The 15,897-nt window shown below is 42.9% G+C and carries 14 protein-coding genes; 4 read left to right on the plus strand and 10 right to left on the minus strand.

Going from position 1 to position 15,897, the window contains the following annotated elements:
- The first annotated feature begins 70 nt into the window (after positions 1 to 70).
- The 4 genes from CBM24_RS11870 to CBM24_RS11885 are packed head-to-tail and all read left to right on the plus strand — an operon-like array spanning position 71 to position 4,144.
- Positions 71 to 1,720, plus strand: coding sequence for a RagB/SusD family nutrient uptake outer membrane protein (locus CBM24_RS11870; RefSeq protein ID WP_088161403.1), 1,650 nt, complete (start codon positions 71 to 73; stop codon positions 1,718 to 1,720).
- Positions 1,721 to 1,729: 9 nt separating this feature from the next.
- A complete protein-coding gene (locus CBM24_RS11875; RefSeq protein WP_088161404.1) occupies positions 1,730 to 2,779 on the plus strand; it encodes a metallophosphoesterase in 1,050 nt (349 codons plus the stop codon).
- 10 nt (positions 2,780 to 2,789) lie between these two features.
- A complete protein-coding gene (locus CBM24_RS11880; RefSeq protein WP_075993755.1) occupies positions 2,790 to 3,167 on the plus strand; it encodes a hypothetical protein in 378 nt (125 codons plus the stop codon).
- Positions 3,164 to 4,144, plus strand: a complete 981-nt coding sequence (locus CBM24_RS11885) for an IS3 family transposase (protein WP_157698357.1) — start codon at positions 3,164 to 3,166, stop codon at positions 4,142 to 4,144. The genes CBM24_RS11880 and CBM24_RS11885 overlap by 4 nt, the downstream gene beginning before the upstream one ends.
- 571 nt (positions 4,145 to 4,715) lie before the next feature.
- On the opposite strand, the gene CBM24_RS11890 is transcribed toward CBM24_RS11885, so the two are convergent.
- The 10 genes from CBM24_RS11890 to CBM24_RS11935 form a co-directional block, all read right to left on the minus strand.
- A complete protein-coding gene (locus CBM24_RS11890) occupies positions 4,716 to 5,279 on the minus strand; it encodes a biliverdin-producing heme oxygenase (protein WP_088161405.1) in 564 nt (187 codons plus the stop codon).
- A 141-nt stretch (positions 5,280 to 5,420) separates the two neighbouring features.
- Positions 5,421 to 6,668, minus strand: a complete 1,248-nt coding sequence (locus CBM24_RS11895) for a S41 family peptidase (RefSeq protein WP_088161406.1) — start codon at positions 6,666 to 6,668, stop codon at positions 5,421 to 5,423.
- A 197-nt stretch (positions 6,669 to 6,865) separates the two neighbouring features.
- On the minus strand, positions 6,866 to 8,008 hold the full coding sequence (locus tag CBM24_RS11900) for a cytochrome-c peroxidase (protein WP_232475771.1): 1,143 nt from the start codon (positions 8,006 to 8,008) through the stop codon (positions 6,866 to 6,868).
- A gap of 8 nt (positions 8,009 to 8,016) precedes the next feature.
- Entirely contained in the window at positions 8,017 to 8,931 is a 915-nt protein-coding gene (locus CBM24_RS11905) for a hypothetical protein (RefSeq protein ID WP_157698443.1), read from the minus strand.
- A 162-nt stretch (positions 8,932 to 9,093) separates the two neighbouring features.
- The gene (locus tag CBM24_RS11910) at positions 9,094 to 9,663 is read right to left on the minus strand and encodes a hypothetical protein (protein ID WP_075992426.1); all 570 of its coding nucleotides are present in this window, start codon (positions 9,661 to 9,663) and stop codon (positions 9,094 to 9,096) included.
- Between the two features lie 67 nt (positions 9,664 to 9,730).
- Entirely contained in the window at positions 9,731 to 10,717 is a 987-nt protein-coding gene (locus CBM24_RS11915) for a hypothetical protein (RefSeq protein ID WP_088161408.1), read from the minus strand.
- A gap of 39 nt (positions 10,718 to 10,756) precedes the next feature.
- Positions 10,757 to 11,497 carry an HmuY family protein gene (locus tag CBM24_RS11920; RefSeq protein WP_088161409.1) on the minus strand — a complete coding sequence of 247 codons (741 nt, stop codon included), beginning with the start codon at positions 11,495 to 11,497 and terminating at the stop codon, positions 10,757 to 10,759.
- A 273-nt stretch (positions 11,498 to 11,770) separates the two neighbouring features.
- Positions 11,771 to 12,394, minus strand: a complete 624-nt coding sequence (locus tag CBM24_RS11925) for a hypothetical protein (protein WP_075992429.1) — start codon at positions 12,392 to 12,394, stop codon at positions 11,771 to 11,773.
- A 29-nt stretch (positions 12,395 to 12,423) separates the two neighbouring features.
- Positions 12,424 to 13,179, minus strand: a complete 756-nt coding sequence (locus tag CBM24_RS11930) for an HmuY family protein (RefSeq protein ID WP_083663609.1) — start codon at positions 13,177 to 13,179, stop codon at positions 12,424 to 12,426.
- A gap of 47 nt (positions 13,180 to 13,226) precedes the next feature.
- On the minus strand, positions 13,227 to 15,605 hold the full coding sequence (locus tag CBM24_RS11935) for a TonB-dependent receptor (RefSeq protein WP_232475772.1): 2,379 nt from the start codon (positions 15,603 to 15,605) through the stop codon (positions 13,227 to 13,229).
- Between the last annotated feature and the right edge of the window lie 292 nt (positions 15,606 to 15,897).

A 15,897-nucleotide genomic window follows, 5' to 3' on the forward strand; every position in this document is an offset into this window, starting at 1 on the left:
TCTTATCGAAACAATCCTGTTGACATAAATGGAGCATGCCACATGGCCTATAGAACAAGAACTAATTTATATGAAACCAACACTATTAATTCGTTTATTAACCTTATCAGCATTGAGTTTTTCGCTGGGATCTTGTACCGATCTGGATGTTGATATAAAATCACAACTGACGGAATTTCCGGATTCGGAACGTGCGGCCGAGGCAATTCTTGCCGATGTATATGCCGCTTATCGAGGCGCAATGGGGCGCGATCATTGGATGGTCCAAACACTCTCGGCAGATGAAGCAGTGAGTGTTTCCATGGGGACAGACTGGTTTGATGGCGGTCGATACCGCGAATTCCATTTGCACAATTGGAACGCAGACAACGGCCTCTTACCAAGTATCTGGAACGATGCTTCCACTGGAATCACCTTAGCCAATAATGCCATTGCATTATTCGGGGAAGATAAAGAAAAGCTGACGGCACCTGCCCGCGCAATCCGTGCTTATTATTATTTTATACTGATGGATAATTTTGGCGCCGCACCGTTGATCACAGGGCCTGTTGATGCTGTCCCCGCACGTTCAAGCCGTGCTGAAATTTGCCGTTTTATTGAGGCCGAATTGCTTGCGGTGAAGGATTTGTTACCGACCACAGTTTCTGTAGCAACCTATGGAAAAGCAACGAAATATATGGCCGAAGCATTGCTGGCTAAGTTGTACCTCAACTGGGCTGTTTATACGGCTACGGACGTAGCCAATTACAATCCAAGTATACAAAATGAAAAATTAAATGATGTGGTTGCGATGTGCGACCAGATTATTTCCTCAGGACAGTTTAACCTGACAAGCCACAAGTTTATTGCCAAATTCCGCCCCGATAATGGTTATCAGGTAAAGGATTTTATATTTGCCATACCCTATGATCGTGAAAAACAGCAGGGTATGACTTATTCGCGCTTCTGGATACATCGAAGCGCCCAAAATCAGTTTGCAACATTGCCTCAAAGTGTTGGGGGGACTTTCCGTGTATTACCAAGCTATTTGGAGAAATTTAATCTGGAAGGCGACGAAAGAAATGCCTCATACATCGGCGGTAAGCAATATTATTGGTCAAATTATACAGAAGATAAGACTCGTCCTTTTCTGATCAGAACTTCCAAACGCGGCATAGATCAGGATTATAATGCTGCGGATGCAGATGCGCAGTTTGATTGGCAACTGGAGACCACTAAAGAAATTACTTTGCGTTCGGATGGTGCGGCCACGCTGAATGTAGGTAATGACCAAAAGGGACGCTCGATGGGGTACAGATCCATTAAGTTTTATATGGACGTAGCCGTTACATCAGCCAATCAGCGTAATCAGAGCAATGATGTACCTGTATTTCGCTATGCCGATATCCTGTTGATGAAAGCGGAGGCTATACTCCGTGGGGCTACCGCGACCAATGGTCAGACCGCACAATCTTTGGTTAATCAGATCCGAGCCTATGTCAATGCACCTGTACTCACGGCTGCCCCAAGTCTACAGGATCTGTTGGATGAGCGGGCACGTGAGTTTGCTGATGAGTCCTGGCGTAGAAATGACCTGATCCGTTACGGAAAATTTGAAGATAACTGGGGATTCCGATCGCTGTATCCTGCCGGCATGAGCGAGAAGTTCCGTCGTATTTTCCCTGTACCAACAACTGTATTAAACGTAAACACCCACTGGCAACAGAATCCTGGTTATTAAAATCTATTGATGAAACGCAGAACTTTTATGAAAAATTCCCTGGGCACGGCGATTACAGCCGGCCTGGGCGGAATTACGCTCAGTAGTTTCGGTCTGACAAAACCTACGCAACTTGAAAGCGAAGACATACAACAGCTTTTGAAACCCAAAGATGCCTATGATCTTCATTTTATGGCTGTAGGCGACTGGGGACGCAATGGTGCCGACCATCAGTTGGCTGTAGCGGGGCAGATGGGCCAATGGGCCGATCAGCATCCCAATGACTTTATCATTTCTACCGGTGATAATTTTTACCCTTCCGGAGTGGTCAGTGAACATGATCCCCTGTGGCATTATTCGTTTGAAAATATCTATACCGCATTTTCGCTGCAATGGGACTGGTATCCCATTTTGGGAAACCACGATTATAAATCAGATCCCGATGCACAGGTACGTTATAGTACGATCAGCAGACGTTGGAAGATGCCTGCGCGTTATTACAGCAAGACATTTGCACTTAAGGATGGAAAAAAAGTACTGATGGCTTTTATCGATACTAATCCGATGATTCCTGAATTTTACAGTAACAGCGAGTATGGGCCACATGTTGCGGGACAGCAACCTGAGAAACAGCTGGCCTGGCTAGATCAGCTACTGGAAAATTCGGATGCCCATTGGAAAATTGTCGTCGGTCATCATCCCCTGTATACGGCGGGGCCGCGGACGACGAATTACGATACCCTGGCGGTTCGAAAAGTCTTGGAGTCTATCTTTGAAAAGCGGGGAGTAGATATCTACCTTTCAGGACATGAACATTCGCTGCAGCACTTAAAAGTGGAAGGCAAGAAGTTTCATCAGTTTATCTCCGGGGCAGGATCAGAGGTAACGCCTGTAAAAACCGATCTGCCGTATAGTCGTTTTGCGAAAGATCAATACGGGTTTTTCTCTTTCTCGATCAGTAGCGAAGAAATAGCTTGTCAGGTTATCAGTCATGAGGGTATAGAGCTGTATCGGACAGTGCTTACAAAAGTATGTCCATTCCTGAAAAAGGTTTACAAAAACCGAATATTAAAATCTTAAATTTAATATTATGAAAAAGCGTATGACAAAACGTAAATCAGGGGGACAGCAAGTTTACAGTGATAGCTTCAAGATCCTCGTTTCCAGAGAATACCTTGCCGGCAAGCTGAGTTATTCGCAACTTGCCCAGAAGTACAATCTTCCGGGGGAAGCCACTCCGCGGTATTTTATGAAATGGTACCAGCAGTGGGAAAACAATCTGGAGCTGGAAGTTTCCCAGACTGTTGAGCCAGAAGACACTGGGGTGAAAAATGAGCAGGATCTCAGGGATGAACTCTTCCAGGCGAACCTCAAAATTACTGCCCTGGAGATGTTGATCAAAAAAGCGGAGGAGCTCCATGGGGCTGATTTTGTAAAAAAGTCTGGGGCCAAATCGTCCAAGAAATGAAGTCGTGTTACCAGAATGTTTCGGTCTCCAGACTTTGTGGACTATTTGGCAGAACAAGGCAATCCTACTATAAATATATGGGCAGAGAACAGGAATACTCCGTTCGCAGCGGGCTTGTGCTGGCGCGGGTACGTGAAATTCGGAAGGACTCCCATCGCATGGGTACCCTTAAACTCCGCAGCATATTGGTCAAAGAAATGGGTAGTGCGATGGTTGGACTGGGAAGGGACGCTTTCTTCAGACTGTTGCGCGAAAATGACCTTTTGGTCAAATGCAAACGCAGGTATGCCATCACCACCCAGTCCGACCACCGTTTCAAAAAGTGGCCCGACCTTGTGCAGCGCAGGCAGGCCCTGCGTCCCGAGCAGATATGGGTAAGTGACATCACCTACATCCGCATCCGGGACAAATGGATCTACCTGTGCCTGGTCACAGATGCCTATTCCCGAAAGATCGTGGGCTACAAACTTACGCACAGGCCAACAGCACAGGCCTGTATATCAGCGCTCAGGATGGCAATATCACATAGAATGTATCCACAGAGCGATCTGACCCACCACTCCGATCGCGGCATCCAGTATTGCAGTACAAATTATGTCACTATATTGCAGGAAAATAGGATTACAATAAGCATGACACAATCCGGAAGCCCGTACGACAATGCCGTGGCAGAAAGGCTAAATGGCATCCTAAAAAGCGAATATCGCATGGCTGAGACCTTTCCAGACTACAAAACGGCACTTGCACAGCTGGTCAAGGCAGTCAATATATACAATCATTTTAGGCCACATATGTCCTGCAATATGATGTCTCCCCAGCAGGCACATCAGCAATTGCAGAACCAAAAAGTTCCCAAAATGTTTCAAAGACGTAACGCTGAGTCAAAAAAGTTCCGCAGCAAAACTAGGGAAACTGTGGTTAGGGAAAGGACAACCGATAACAGTCAGAAAACGGACAATGACAACCAAATCCAGTAGAAAAAATAGGATGTAAAATCTATATAGTAATCTGTTCGGTAAATGTAAACCTATTTCAGTATAAGACAGTATAAGGTCAGAGGGCAGGAGGTGTGGAGCAGATTCGTACCTGCTTCGTACCTTATTCGGATGCGATACAGATATTTTACAGCTGCTGAACAGCTATTGTACAGACCCTGAACAGGAATTACCTGGTCAGAATTTGGTCAATAATGATCAGCAGATTGTGGAGCTCCGAAGGTGGTCCGAACACAATACGAACACAACCCGAATACATTGGCGCTCGAGGTAAAAAAACAGACTACTCTGGGCTAAAAAAGCGGATTGGATTGAAAAAGGTCTCATTGAATAGAAGCATTCATCTAACATACTTTTTTGAGCGTTAGATGAATGCTTCATACGTTGTGTTAAATAGATATGCTGCAGGACTTCGCTGCGAAAAAGAATACAGCGAGCCATATGAGTCCTTTGGCCAGAAAGAAGAGAAATGCTCCAATTCCGGCACGCTTAAGCCATTTAGATTTGTTGTCTTTTTGCTCCATTTATGGGATTAAACACGAACACTCCAATTTTAGTTCGCACTGGCAATAGGAGTGAATACTTCGCCAAAGTTATAAAAAGTTTGGTTAGCAATCTCTACTGCGCGATCATAAGTGGCCGGATCTTCTGAATATTTGTTTAATACCGCTGTAAATCCAGCCCACATGTCACGACTATTTTCGCCATAACCTTCGAAGAAAGAAGTTCCTTTGGTAACGCCATATTTGTTGAGCATCTGCACGATATACGGACCACCCATGATTGAACCTTCTAGGACATATAATGATGCAAGTGCTTCCTGTACATTTGCTACAGCTGGTGCATTTGCTTCTGGCAGGTTATCTACGTTTCCACCCAAAGCTTCGATGTCGCTTTTGATGTAAGATGAGTTGCGGCGTTCGGCCAAATCTGGCAATACTTCTGCGGTAACAAAAGGAGCGATACTATCTTCTACGGCGCGGAAATAAGCATAAAAGCCTTTCAATACTTCTGCGTAATCTGCTTCTGAACGAATATTTTTCAATTGGCGCACGATCGTTCCTTCTACGTTTTGGTGAGCTGCGTGCGTTTGCTCTTTGATATGTTGACTTAACATGTTCTTATTTTTATTTATAACGATTCTATACAAAGATTCGTATTTATTTCCACAAATTTATGCTGTTTTCTGCTTTATCATCTATGAAAAATGGTTTTAATTTAAACATAAGTATGACAAAGTCCGGCTGCAATAAGTTTCTTACTTTAACCTAAAGTTTGTTTTAAGCAAGCGGTCTTCTAACGTTGTGACCGGAAAATAAGTCGTGGATGAAATTGCTGTGAGATTTTCATCTTTTGTAATGTCCTTTAGCGCTGTTGCAAGCCAGGCTTCCTTTGGATCCCCGGGATGGCGGGAGGTTTCTACCGGAGCTAAGGCCAGGTCGACGGGTATTCCATCAAAATAATCACACCAGCCATTGGCATTCCGGATGAGAAACGAGGCCAGGTATACATCGAAATCTCCAATGTGGACTGAAAAAAAACCTACGGGTTTGCCAAAAGTCTGCTGACCAATCAGGCGTATCGGAATATAAGGTTTGAAACTGCTGATCAGGAGTTCGCTTGCCGAAGCCGTGCGTTCAGATACAATGCATGAAAGCTGCTGTAGTGAATTGAAATGTCCCTTTTTGATAAAGTAATGCGTATTGGCTTTTTCACTATAATCTACATCGGCGAGGGTGGCAGGGCGTCCTTTGTATTGGACCACTTTGCCATTTGCATCCAGATAGGGTTGTTTAAGGAGTAGTTTTGCTTTGCCTTGCTGTACATTCGGATGAAATTGCTCGCTGAACATAACTTTTTTATCCAGTTTGGCTGGGCTAATGAGGTTGGCTAAATATTCTGCGGTCTCCACATAACCGCCACCGTTATGACGTAGATCGAGGATGAGATGAGTAACTTGCTTTTGAGCCAGTTCGGCTGCAAGCTGATCCAGTTCGGCCTTTACTGTCTGGAGCTGGGGAAAGGAGGGAATGTAAACATAAGCAATCCGTTTTTTTCCCGCAGACCAGTAGGACAGGTGTGTAGCATACCTGTAGGGTGTTTCTATGCTGGCCATGTGACCACTACTTTTCTTGTCGTTACGACGACGCTCCAAATATGAATATTTGGGTTTATTCGGGATGGTAGACAATTCGTAAGGTCTATCTTTCTTGTGCAAAGCGTATTGGCTGAGGGCAAAAAGTGCCCGCTCATAAGCCGTTTGCTCGGGGTCTATCTGTGCATATTTCGTCCGCGGATCAAAAGTGGTATATGAAGGGAGAGATTCCTGCCAGCGGTATAGCTGTTTGGCATACAGGTAGATTGAGTCGAGAGTCAATTCTTTTTTTGTTCCTGTTTTTGGACTAATAAATTCATCGGGCAAAGTTGTTGTTTTACTGCCGTTCTGACAAGCTGTTATAGCAGTTATTATAACTAATAGACCAACTGTTTGGCTGATTCGACTCATTATATAATGTGCATTTTGTTCCTTTTCCTTGTAGTTGATTCGCTACAAAATGGATAATTATCTGAAATTTAATACTTTTTTACTTTTTTATTTAATATAAAAGCCTAATTTTGTGCCAATTTATTTAATTTTTGATGCCTCCGCTACTGTGGAGTACTCAAAATGTCCCAAAGGTATTCCCTTTGGGATTTTTTATTTTAGGGCAATACAGGTCGCTCTGTTTTGCTTGGTACACTGGATAAACTCTCCAAAAAGGCCAAGATATTTTCCTGTTCTTTACTGCTTAATCGGACATTTTGAATATGCGGCGATAAGGTGCCATTGATCTGTTGTCCTGTCTTTTGGGGCATGCCCTGACTCAGCAGGTTGATCAGTTCACCTAAGCTCGAAATACTACCATTGTGCAGGTAGGGTGCAGTATGGATCACATTGCGCAGACCCGGCGTGCGAAATTTACCTTTGTCTGTTTCCAGTCCTGTTGCCTCAAAGCGACCATTGTCCAAGGCACCTTTGCTGGTAACAGCATAGCCCAGGTTATGAAAATCGAGATCGGTAAAGAAGGCACCATTATGGCAGTTGATGCATTTCCCTTTTGTGCGAAACAGATGGAGGCCTTCGAGCTGTGCATCGTTTAATGCCTGGTAATCTCCTTGGATAAAACGGTCAAAGGTGGTTTCACCACTGCTAATTGATCTTGAATACGCTGCTATGGCATCCAGCAATCCTTCGACGCTCATCGTCTGGCTCGAGTAAGCCGCCTCATATAAACGAAGATAGCCTGGTATAGTTTGCAGCTTAGCGGGTAAAGCAGTCGTATTTCCGCCCATTTCGATGGGGGAGTTGATGGCTTCGGCAATCTGCTCTCGATAAGTCATTGCGCGGCCGTCGTGGAAGAGTTTGCCTTCCAGGTACCAGACATTTTCCATGGAAGGTGTATTGCGGTGATGCAGTGCGATACCATCTGCCGTTGTTTTTTGGTCGATCCAGTAGGTGTCCGGATTATGACATGAAGCGCAAGTCTTCATGCCATTACCGGTGCGGGGGTCGAAAAATAAGGCTTTTCCAAGTGCTACAAGCTCGGCCTTATCTTTCGATGGGTTTTCAGGTAAAGCGGCCAGTTCACGTACCTTGATATTGTTGTACCAAGTGGCAGCCGGCCATTGCGTTACCGATTTACTATATTGTTGACGTAAGGTTTCTTCAGGCAAAGTAGGAGCTGTAGGCTCTCCTGGGACAGAAGCGCTCTTGCTGCAACTGCATACTGCTAGTGCCGCGAAACATGCTGTGATTAAAGGTTTTGTACGATAGCGAAAATATGCGGTCAAAAATATCTTAGGCAAGGTGTTAATTAATTTAAAGAGATGTTAAAATCACCTTCTGATAATAAGTTCCCGTTTTTATCCATCATCTTCAAGGATTTAATTGCGTTTCCCTGTACAGATACGGGAATGGATAGCTTTATCGTCATCGTTGCAACATCAAAGACTACATTGTTGATAGTATATTCGTTATTGAGGTTATCAATCGCTATAAAATGGTCAAAATCTGCCTTGAAATAAAGTTCATAAGTCTCTTTACTGTTTATGTTCAGCACCAGGTCGCCGCCCTTTTTGCCAGTATAATCCTGCCATTTTATGACATTGTATAATGTTGGTAAGAATACCTCAAAAGCATCGGTGAGTTTCGTGTAACGTCCGGAGATCAGTTTGATGTGGTATTTGCCTGGTTTGAGATCTTCTGGAGTATTAAATTGTGCAATAAAAGATGTTGGAGGTTGAGAAAAAGAAAGTAAGGTCTCTTTTCCATCCTTATCGACCAGATAGCCCTTGGTTTGCGCCTCGTCTGGCAAAATATTTTCTCCTCGTACTACCAAATCCTCATTTTTTGGGTAACTAAGGTAATATTTGCCTTCAAGCAGATTCATTTCTGCCTGTACCAGCGGCTGGTTGTACTGGAATACCAATGTATAATTTTTGCTGGAACCATCTTGTGCCCGCACAGTATAGGTAATTGGTTTGTCGAATTGTAACTGTATTGCTGTCCCAGATGCAGGAGTAATTGTCGCTAATTCCGAAATTTTAATAGTGGGCGTAATGCTTTCGGGCTGCTCCACCAAGGGTGGCCAATATAAGATAATCTGGTCATTCACAATACTGGCTGACAAGGTTTTGCCATCAGCATCCTGAATGCTAAAGGATTCGATGTCGTTGTAGGGTAGGCTGGGGTATTCGGTTTTACAGGACCAGCATGTTAATGCTAGCATAAAAATAGCTAGGAATTGAATGATATGTATTTGTTTTTTCAAAAATGAGTGTTGCATAATTTTTTTTGGTTAAAAAATCGTTATGCGGATGATGATTAGGTTATAAAGATCCGCAACCCATCCACCAGGTTGCGGAATCTTTCATTCATTAAATAGGAAGGACTATAATGCCTTAACTTCGATATTGGTATCAGCTTTTACTTGTAATTGACCTGCCACTACTTGTTGGCCAACATTTGTAAAATTAATTAACTTAACAGCATACGAAGCTCCGGAAGAATTTCCGACCAACACTGTCAAAGGTTGGATTGCTTGGTTTGCATGGCTATCTAAATCATATTCATACCATTCGCCACTACCCTGTGATGATACTGGAGTCGCTGTTGCCCAATCTGATGCTGTAACGGAAGCGATGTCTTTTGCTACCGTTCTGATCGAATAAGATCCATTAGCCTTGATCGAACCATTTACATGGCTAAAGAATGCAACTTGGCCAGAGCTACTTAAGCTTTGTGCACCTGTAGCAAGGTCGACATATACTGCAGGCCAAGTTGCTGCAGCTGCTGGGCTCCACCATTGACCTACAACAGTGTAGTTACTATTTGCCTTAGCTTGGTTCAGCGCTAAAGGAGCTGTTGCTGATTCTGTTGTTGGGGCTGCTGCCCATACTGCTGCCGATAGCACAGTCACGGCCATAGCAGATTTTAAGATAGTTTTGATGTTTGAGTTCATGTTGAGATCTCCTCTTGTTTTAATTTATTTAATTTTGATGCCACCTTGGCATACTGTGGATGCTTGCTTATGATTCCGTTATTGTACTTGGAGACAACTGTGTCTTTACAACATCGGCCCAGTCTTTAAATTGGAATTTGATCTGTAAGTTATCAAAGGTTCCAATTGGAAGACTTGTTGGTAAGGAAACCGTCATTTCGGTACGGTTATATGATTTAATGGTCAATGGATAATCCTTTCCATTGAGCGTCATAATAACAGCTGTCGGATCTAAAATCACTTTATCTAAGTTGGCTTTAATGGTCCAGTCCTTATTTTTTGCCAAATTTAGACCCGATAAGCTAACAATTACATCCGGTTGACGATATGTAATTTTGAGCGGATTGGCTAATGTAATGGTATGGTTGATGTTGGTCACCTCTACATCATAAGTGCCTGCTTTAATATCGGATGGAATGCGGTTTTCCCGTTCGGTACCCGTATAGCTTAATTGGTATCCAATCACCGAAACTTTCAAGCTATTGGGCGTAGCCATCTTAAATCGCTCCTTGGTTTCTTGATTAATCAATGCAATACTCACCAATGAAGGATTGGTATGCATAAAGGTTCCATTAATGGCTGGAAAAGCACCTCCAGGGCCTTTTGTAAGCGAAATAGAAGATGTCGATGCAAAAGTCGCTTCAAAAGATGGTGTACTTTGTAATTCAATCTTTAAGCTATAGGTTCTTGTGGTACCTGTAGCGGACTTTACAGTATACGTCTGGTTCTTTTCATCTGTTTTAACAGGCAAAATTTCTTCGGCTATACTGGCTCCATTGGAGAGTTTAATGTTCGGATCTATCACCAATAGACCGTAGTAGTAGGGGACATAAACCGTAATGGTATTGGCCTCATTGTCGATGGCTCCATAAATAACTTCGTCATTTGGAAGATTGGTGACTTTGTATTCCAGTATTTTATCTGCTGGAAGTAAGGCTAGTTCTTCCGTTTTGGTGCAGCGGGTTAGCAGCAATCCTACAAAAAGGAAGCTTAAAATGCTGTATATTCTTTTCATGTTAGTTTAGTGTCTAATAAGTAAGCTATGCTTATTTTTTTAGTTAGTGATTGTAAATTTGGTACTGCCAGCTTTGGCAAGTACATATTGGAAAGAAAAGTAGGGTGTTGGTGAATCTTTAAACCAATCTTTTGGATCCAAGAGGTCTTTATAGATACTTTGTATCTTGATCTTGGCATAATTCCCCTGGGCTGTACGGACGATCAATGTATTGTTTTCGATAGGATAGCAAACGTGTTTTTTGTTTTCGGCTCCACCACCTTTGATTACGCCATCAAAATCATATAAATACCAACCTAGACCTTCACCAAATGCTCCTGAATCATCTGTACCATATGCTTTTTCACCTTTGCGAAACTCGGCGTCTGAAGGGATATCGATTACATCTTCAAATTTTTTCTTCACAATGAGTATACCGCCTTTCCCTGGGCCACCTTTACCAAATCCATTTGCTGTATTGTTGCAATTGATAAAACTGCGGTATATTTCTGAGCAAGAGATGTCCCATCGTGCGGTTAGTTTATAATCCGGTGTCACAGCTTTGTTCTGTTCCAGGCTGTAATATATTGGTGATTGCGCCGTGGTTGGTGCACTCCCAGCAGGTAAGTCTTCGCCAAAGTTCTTAACCGTAATCAAGCGGTTAAACATAGCTTCTGGTGCAACAGGATCTGGTTCAGGCTCTACTACTGTGGGCTCGCTTTTGCTACAGGCCCCCAACACAATTAAAAATGCCAATACCGGTATGAATTTTAATAGGTTGCTGCGTTTCTTTATTTTCATTGTTACTAGTTTTTTGTGTTAGTCGATACTTTGTCCCTTTTCTATACATGTAGTAGGGTTGTTAGTATGTTATTTTTATTTAAATTGATTCTAAATAATAGTAAAGATAAAATCTTTTGCTGATAAAGTGTGTATGAAAATTGGTATTTAATATATTTTTTTCGGTTTTTGATTTTTGGTTAACAAAAGCAGCTGGAATTTTAACCAGCTGATTTGCTAGTATGTTTCTTTAGGCCTTCTCAATAGACCTTCTCAAACTTATATTTCAGTTTACTACTGTTTAACAAACTTTTTAAAATTGATGTTATAGGTTGCATTTCCATTAGCTGCAGTAATGCCGCCTGCTTGAATTACATAAAGCTCATCTGCTTCGTTATTCAATTTCTCACCTTTGTACATTACGATGTACCGATTGGCAGTAGGGTAGACAGCATGATTGTTTGCAAAATCATAGATAATCCATGTTGGGCCTGTCACTGGTGCTCCGGCACTTGACGCATCAATGCCGAGTTTGTCAGTCAACGTGATGTTGGCTGCTAATACCGATGTTAGTGTCAGCTTTTCAATACTCGTGTTTGCCTGATCAAAATAGCCCATTTTATAATTATCTGATGAAGTGTTTTGTAAAGTTGAACCATACATCCCCGAAAGATTGATCATACTCTTAGTTTCTTCCTGAACAGTATTTGTTTTAAAATCATAAAAAGTCTTTACGCCAGAAGGAACTGCGATTGTTGCAGTTGATGAAACAGCTGTCTCATCACTAAGTTTTGGGTCCTCAGGCTTTTCTTCTGGTTGCTCCGTTGGCTCCTCTACCACTGCCTCGTCCTTGCTACAAGAAGTAAAACCTAAACTCAATGCACATAGTAGTGCTGCTGTTGTAAATAATCTATTCATCTTTAATTTAATTGTGTAATTTTTCCTTATTATAATGTGTTTGTATTTAAATCTTTGCTGCCATCCTGCTGTACATAATATCTAAATGTATAGTATGGGGCAGGCCAATTGAGGTTGGTTACCGCCGCTGGGTTTCCCTTATAGGCATTGATCAGCTGTAATTTGGCATATTTGCCATCAGGTAAGCGAATCGCATAGGTACGATTGGGGAGCGCCTGCATAATATGGGTGCTCAAACTATAACGAAACCAGCCATCCGAACCATCTGTTGCTGCCCAGCCAATTTTGTTTACTTCACTTTTATTAAACTCTTCATCCGAAGGGGCTACAGTGACACTCTGATAGGCTTGTCGCAGTAAAACCACAGCGGTATTATTTGCCTGGCCGCCATATCCCGGATTGTATTCATGCTGGGAATTATTCACATAGATCTCCGAATTGTAAGGACCTGTAAAGGCAATATCCCAATCTTTTGTTTTAAGCCACTGCGCAGAATCGGCTTTGGTTTTAACCCATATTTGCTTTTGGTCTTTAAAACGAAAAAGAAATATAAAAAATGGTCTTTGCTCTTTTCCTTCAGTACCTTCACCCATGGCTGCATCGGTATCGCCAGCAAGATCTTTGATCAAGGTACTTTTGCCATCTTCTAATCCGATCGTATAGTCTTTGTCTTTCCCACAGGATACCACTGTCAATAGCAATAGTGCTGAAAAAATACAACGGCCAATCTTGTGAAAGGAAAGCCAGATGCTACATTCTCCAATAATCATGCGAATCGTTCTCATCTTTTATCTTGTACTTTGTGTGCTAAATTCTTGTTCATTAGTCCTTATTATTCTTTTATCCAACGGTAGCTCACGCCGCCCATAATAACGCGTCCAGGTTGCCCAAGTAAATAACGGCTTGTAAAATTGAATAGATTGTCACCGATCAGACGCAGTGTCAATCTGCGGTTCATCAGACTCTTTTCTACCGTCATATTCACCAGTGTATGATAGGGGATAAAGATGTCATATTTGTCGATAAACTGGTTGCCATTGTATTCCTGAAAAGGTGTGGCACTTCTGAAATTGACACGCGCATTGACATTGACGCCCCAGGGTTTATATTCGTATTGGGCTTTTGCGTTGAACATGTGTCTCGAACGGTCTTCAATACCCCAATAATCCGATTTTTTGCTCTGGCGATATTCGCCTGTAGCGGGATCGTTGATCTGGTTATAGGGATAACTTCCCTTGGCAATACTATCCAAAACACTCAGGTCTTTGGCAATCAGGTATTGATAGCCCATCGACAATTGCAGATCTTTGGTCGCCTGATAGGTCAATGAAACTTCAAAACCTTTATTCATGGCTTTGGGCAGGTTGCGGTAGCTATAGATCTGTGCTACTTTGGTCCCGTTACCCACACTGACTGTGTTGATCTGATTGTTGATCCGATGGTAGAAGACCGAGAAATCGGCCTGAAATCTATTGGACGGACTCCAGGTAAGTCCAATATTGTTTGAAATGCTGGTTTCGGCTTTGAGGTTACCCGCCACCAAATTGAGCATATAGCTGTTTTTATAACTCAGTTCTCCGGCTTGATCCATGGCTGCAATCACATCGGCTACGCGCTCTGAGCCCACGACCAAATAGTTGGCTGCTGGATTGAAAAAGACCTGATAGCGCATCTTATAGTCGGGTGCCTTAAATCCTGCTCCGATACCACCTTTGATCAAAAGCTTAGGGCTGAGATGATACTGCAGGCCTAAACTTGGACTCAGATGGCCGTTGTAGACATTGGTCTGATCGTAGCGTAGACCCAGCGTCGTCAATAAGCGGTCTACAGGTTTCCATTCGGTCTGCAAATAGGCGAATGCGCTGTTCAATGAGCGTTTGGCATCCAGATCCTGGTTGTCCATCAGTTCAAGACTGCCGCCTATACCACCGGTAAGTTTGACCTGTTGTGCGGGGCTATACGCAAATTGCTGTTCAATGCGGTGTACATTCTGAGCGAATTGCTCGGCACTGGCAACAATACCTTGTTGCAACCATTGTGCGGCAATCTGGGAGTGGAAACGCGAGAAATAGTAACGCGTCATACTGCGCAGTCCCGACTCGAAATTATGGTCGTAACTCGCCGAAAGATTGATGTCCTGATCTTTTTGTTTATCCTGTAGTGTGGCCGATTCGGACCATGCATTGATCATTTCAGATTCTCGGGCTGCATAACGCCCTGTAACGCCCAAAGTGCCATTTTTGCTTGTACGATAACGTAGTCGCCCCTGGAAACTATAGTTGGTATAGGGCGGAAAAGTGGTACTCTTGGAGTCCAGATACTGCTTGTCGGTATTAAAACCATCCGTGCGGTAGTAATTGCCCGAAAAGACGGCGCTCCCGCGTTGATTAGCAAAAGGTGTTTCTGCTTCCAGCGTTGCATCAACGGTATTGAGACTGCCATAAAGAAGCGATGCCTGTGCCTGTGGTGTGATTGCACCATGGCGAGTAATGATATTGATCGCACCACCCAATGCGTCACTGCCGTATAAGCAGGAGGATGCGCCTTTGATAATTTCGATACGTTCGATGTTGGTCACCGAGATACGGGATAGGTCAAAGTTGCCACTATTGCGCCCCAGCATGGGTTGTCCGTCTACAAGGACCATCACGTAGTTGCTGCTGAAACCCTGGATCTGTACACCAACAGCTCTGGAGCCCCCGGCAATATCGTTGACGATGGCAATACCCGTCTGTTCTTTTAAAACTTCATCCAGACGGCGGCTGCCCATAAGCTCAATTTCACGTTTGGTGATGACTTTAACGGGCATGGCGGCATTTTCGGCCTTAACGAGATTGTCTACAGCCTGCACTTTACCCTGCACATCAACTACATCCATCTGCCGTTCTTCAGCTTTTAACACAATGTTCAACTGCTGATTTTTGTCTTCCAAATCGATAACTTGACGGTACTGCTGATAACCCATGGCCTGTACCTGTAATTCGTAGCGCCCAGCATAGAGCTGACTAAATTGAAATCTCCCTGCAGTATCTGTTTTAAAAGCATATTTGTCCGGATAAAGATATACGGTCGCATTGGCTACGCCTTTATTGGATTCGTTTTTCAATACACCGGAGATTTTCCATTTTTCCTGTGCTTGCAGGGTATAAACCTGGCAGGCACATAAGGCGATCAGGGTGCTTGTTCGAATAGATGAGATGCTTCTAAACACTATTTTTATTTTTACTAATTCTAAATAATGTTACAAAAAACGGTAATCCGTCTGAATTTTTCTCTATGCAAAATGTCATAAATTCTATTTAATCCGTTTTTTGTGGACTGAAAAGTAGTTTGTTTTAAGGGGTATATTGCTGTTTAGTAGTGTTTTATAGTTCTTTTTACGTTGTGGAGTACTATTCTAAAAGATTCGATATAATTTGTATTTAGACTGATTATTGATTTGTTTTGTACTCAAGTTGAATGGCGAGATGCGAAAACCATTCTTGGAAATCCGCTATCGCCAT

This window comes from Sphingobacterium sp. G1-14, from assembly GCF_002196555.1.
In the GTDB taxonomy this organism is placed as follows: Bacteria; Bacteroidota; Bacteroidia; order Sphingobacteriales; family Sphingobacteriaceae; genus Sphingobacterium; species Sphingobacterium siyangense.

Excerpts from the sequence above, each read along its gene's own strand:
- CBM24_RS11930 (WP_083663609.1), bottom strand. The coding sequence starts at position 13,179 with ATGAGAACGATTCGCATGATTATTGGAGAATGTAGCATCTGGCTTTCC.
- CBM24_RS11890 (WP_088161405.1), bottom strand. The coding sequence starts at position 5,279 with ATGTTAAGTCAACATATCAAAGAGCAAACGCACGCAGCTCACCAAAAC.
- CBM24_RS11905 (WP_157698443.1), bottom strand. The coding sequence starts at position 8,931 with ATGCTAGCATTAACATGCTGGTCCTGTAAAACCGAATACCCCAGCCTA.
- CBM24_RS11870 (WP_088161403.1), top strand. The coding sequence starts at position 71 with ATGAAACCAACACTATTAATTCGTTTATTAACCTTATCAGCATTGAGT.
- CBM24_RS11925 (WP_075992429.1), bottom strand. The coding sequence starts at position 12,394 with ATGAATAGATTATTTACAACAGCAGCACTACTATGTGCATTGAGTTTA.
- CBM24_RS11885 (WP_157698357.1), top strand. The coding sequence starts at position 3,164 with ATGAAGTCGTGTTACCAGAATGTTTCGGTCTCCAGACTTTGTGGACTA.
- CBM24_RS11915 (WP_088161408.1), bottom strand. The coding sequence starts at position 10,717 with ATGAAAAGAATATACAGCATTTTAAGCTTCCTTTTTGTAGGATTGCTG.
- CBM24_RS11880 (WP_075993755.1), top strand. The coding sequence starts at position 2,790 with ATGAAAAAGCGTATGACAAAACGTAAATCAGGGGGACAGCAAGTTTAC.
- CBM24_RS11895 (WP_088161406.1), bottom strand. The coding sequence starts at position 6,668 with ATGAGTCGAATCAGCCAAACAGTTGGTCTATTAGTTATAATAACTGCT.
- CBM24_RS11920 (WP_088161409.1), bottom strand. The coding sequence starts at position 11,497 with ATGAAAATAAAGAAACGCAGCAACCTATTAAAATTCATACCGGTATTG.
- CBM24_RS11910 (WP_075992426.1), bottom strand. The coding sequence starts at position 9,663 with ATGAACTCAAACATCAAAACTATCTTAAAATCTGCTATGGCCGTGACT.
- CBM24_RS11875 (WP_088161404.1), top strand. The coding sequence starts at position 1,730 with ATGAAACGCAGAACTTTTATGAAAAATTCCCTGGGCACGGCGATTACA.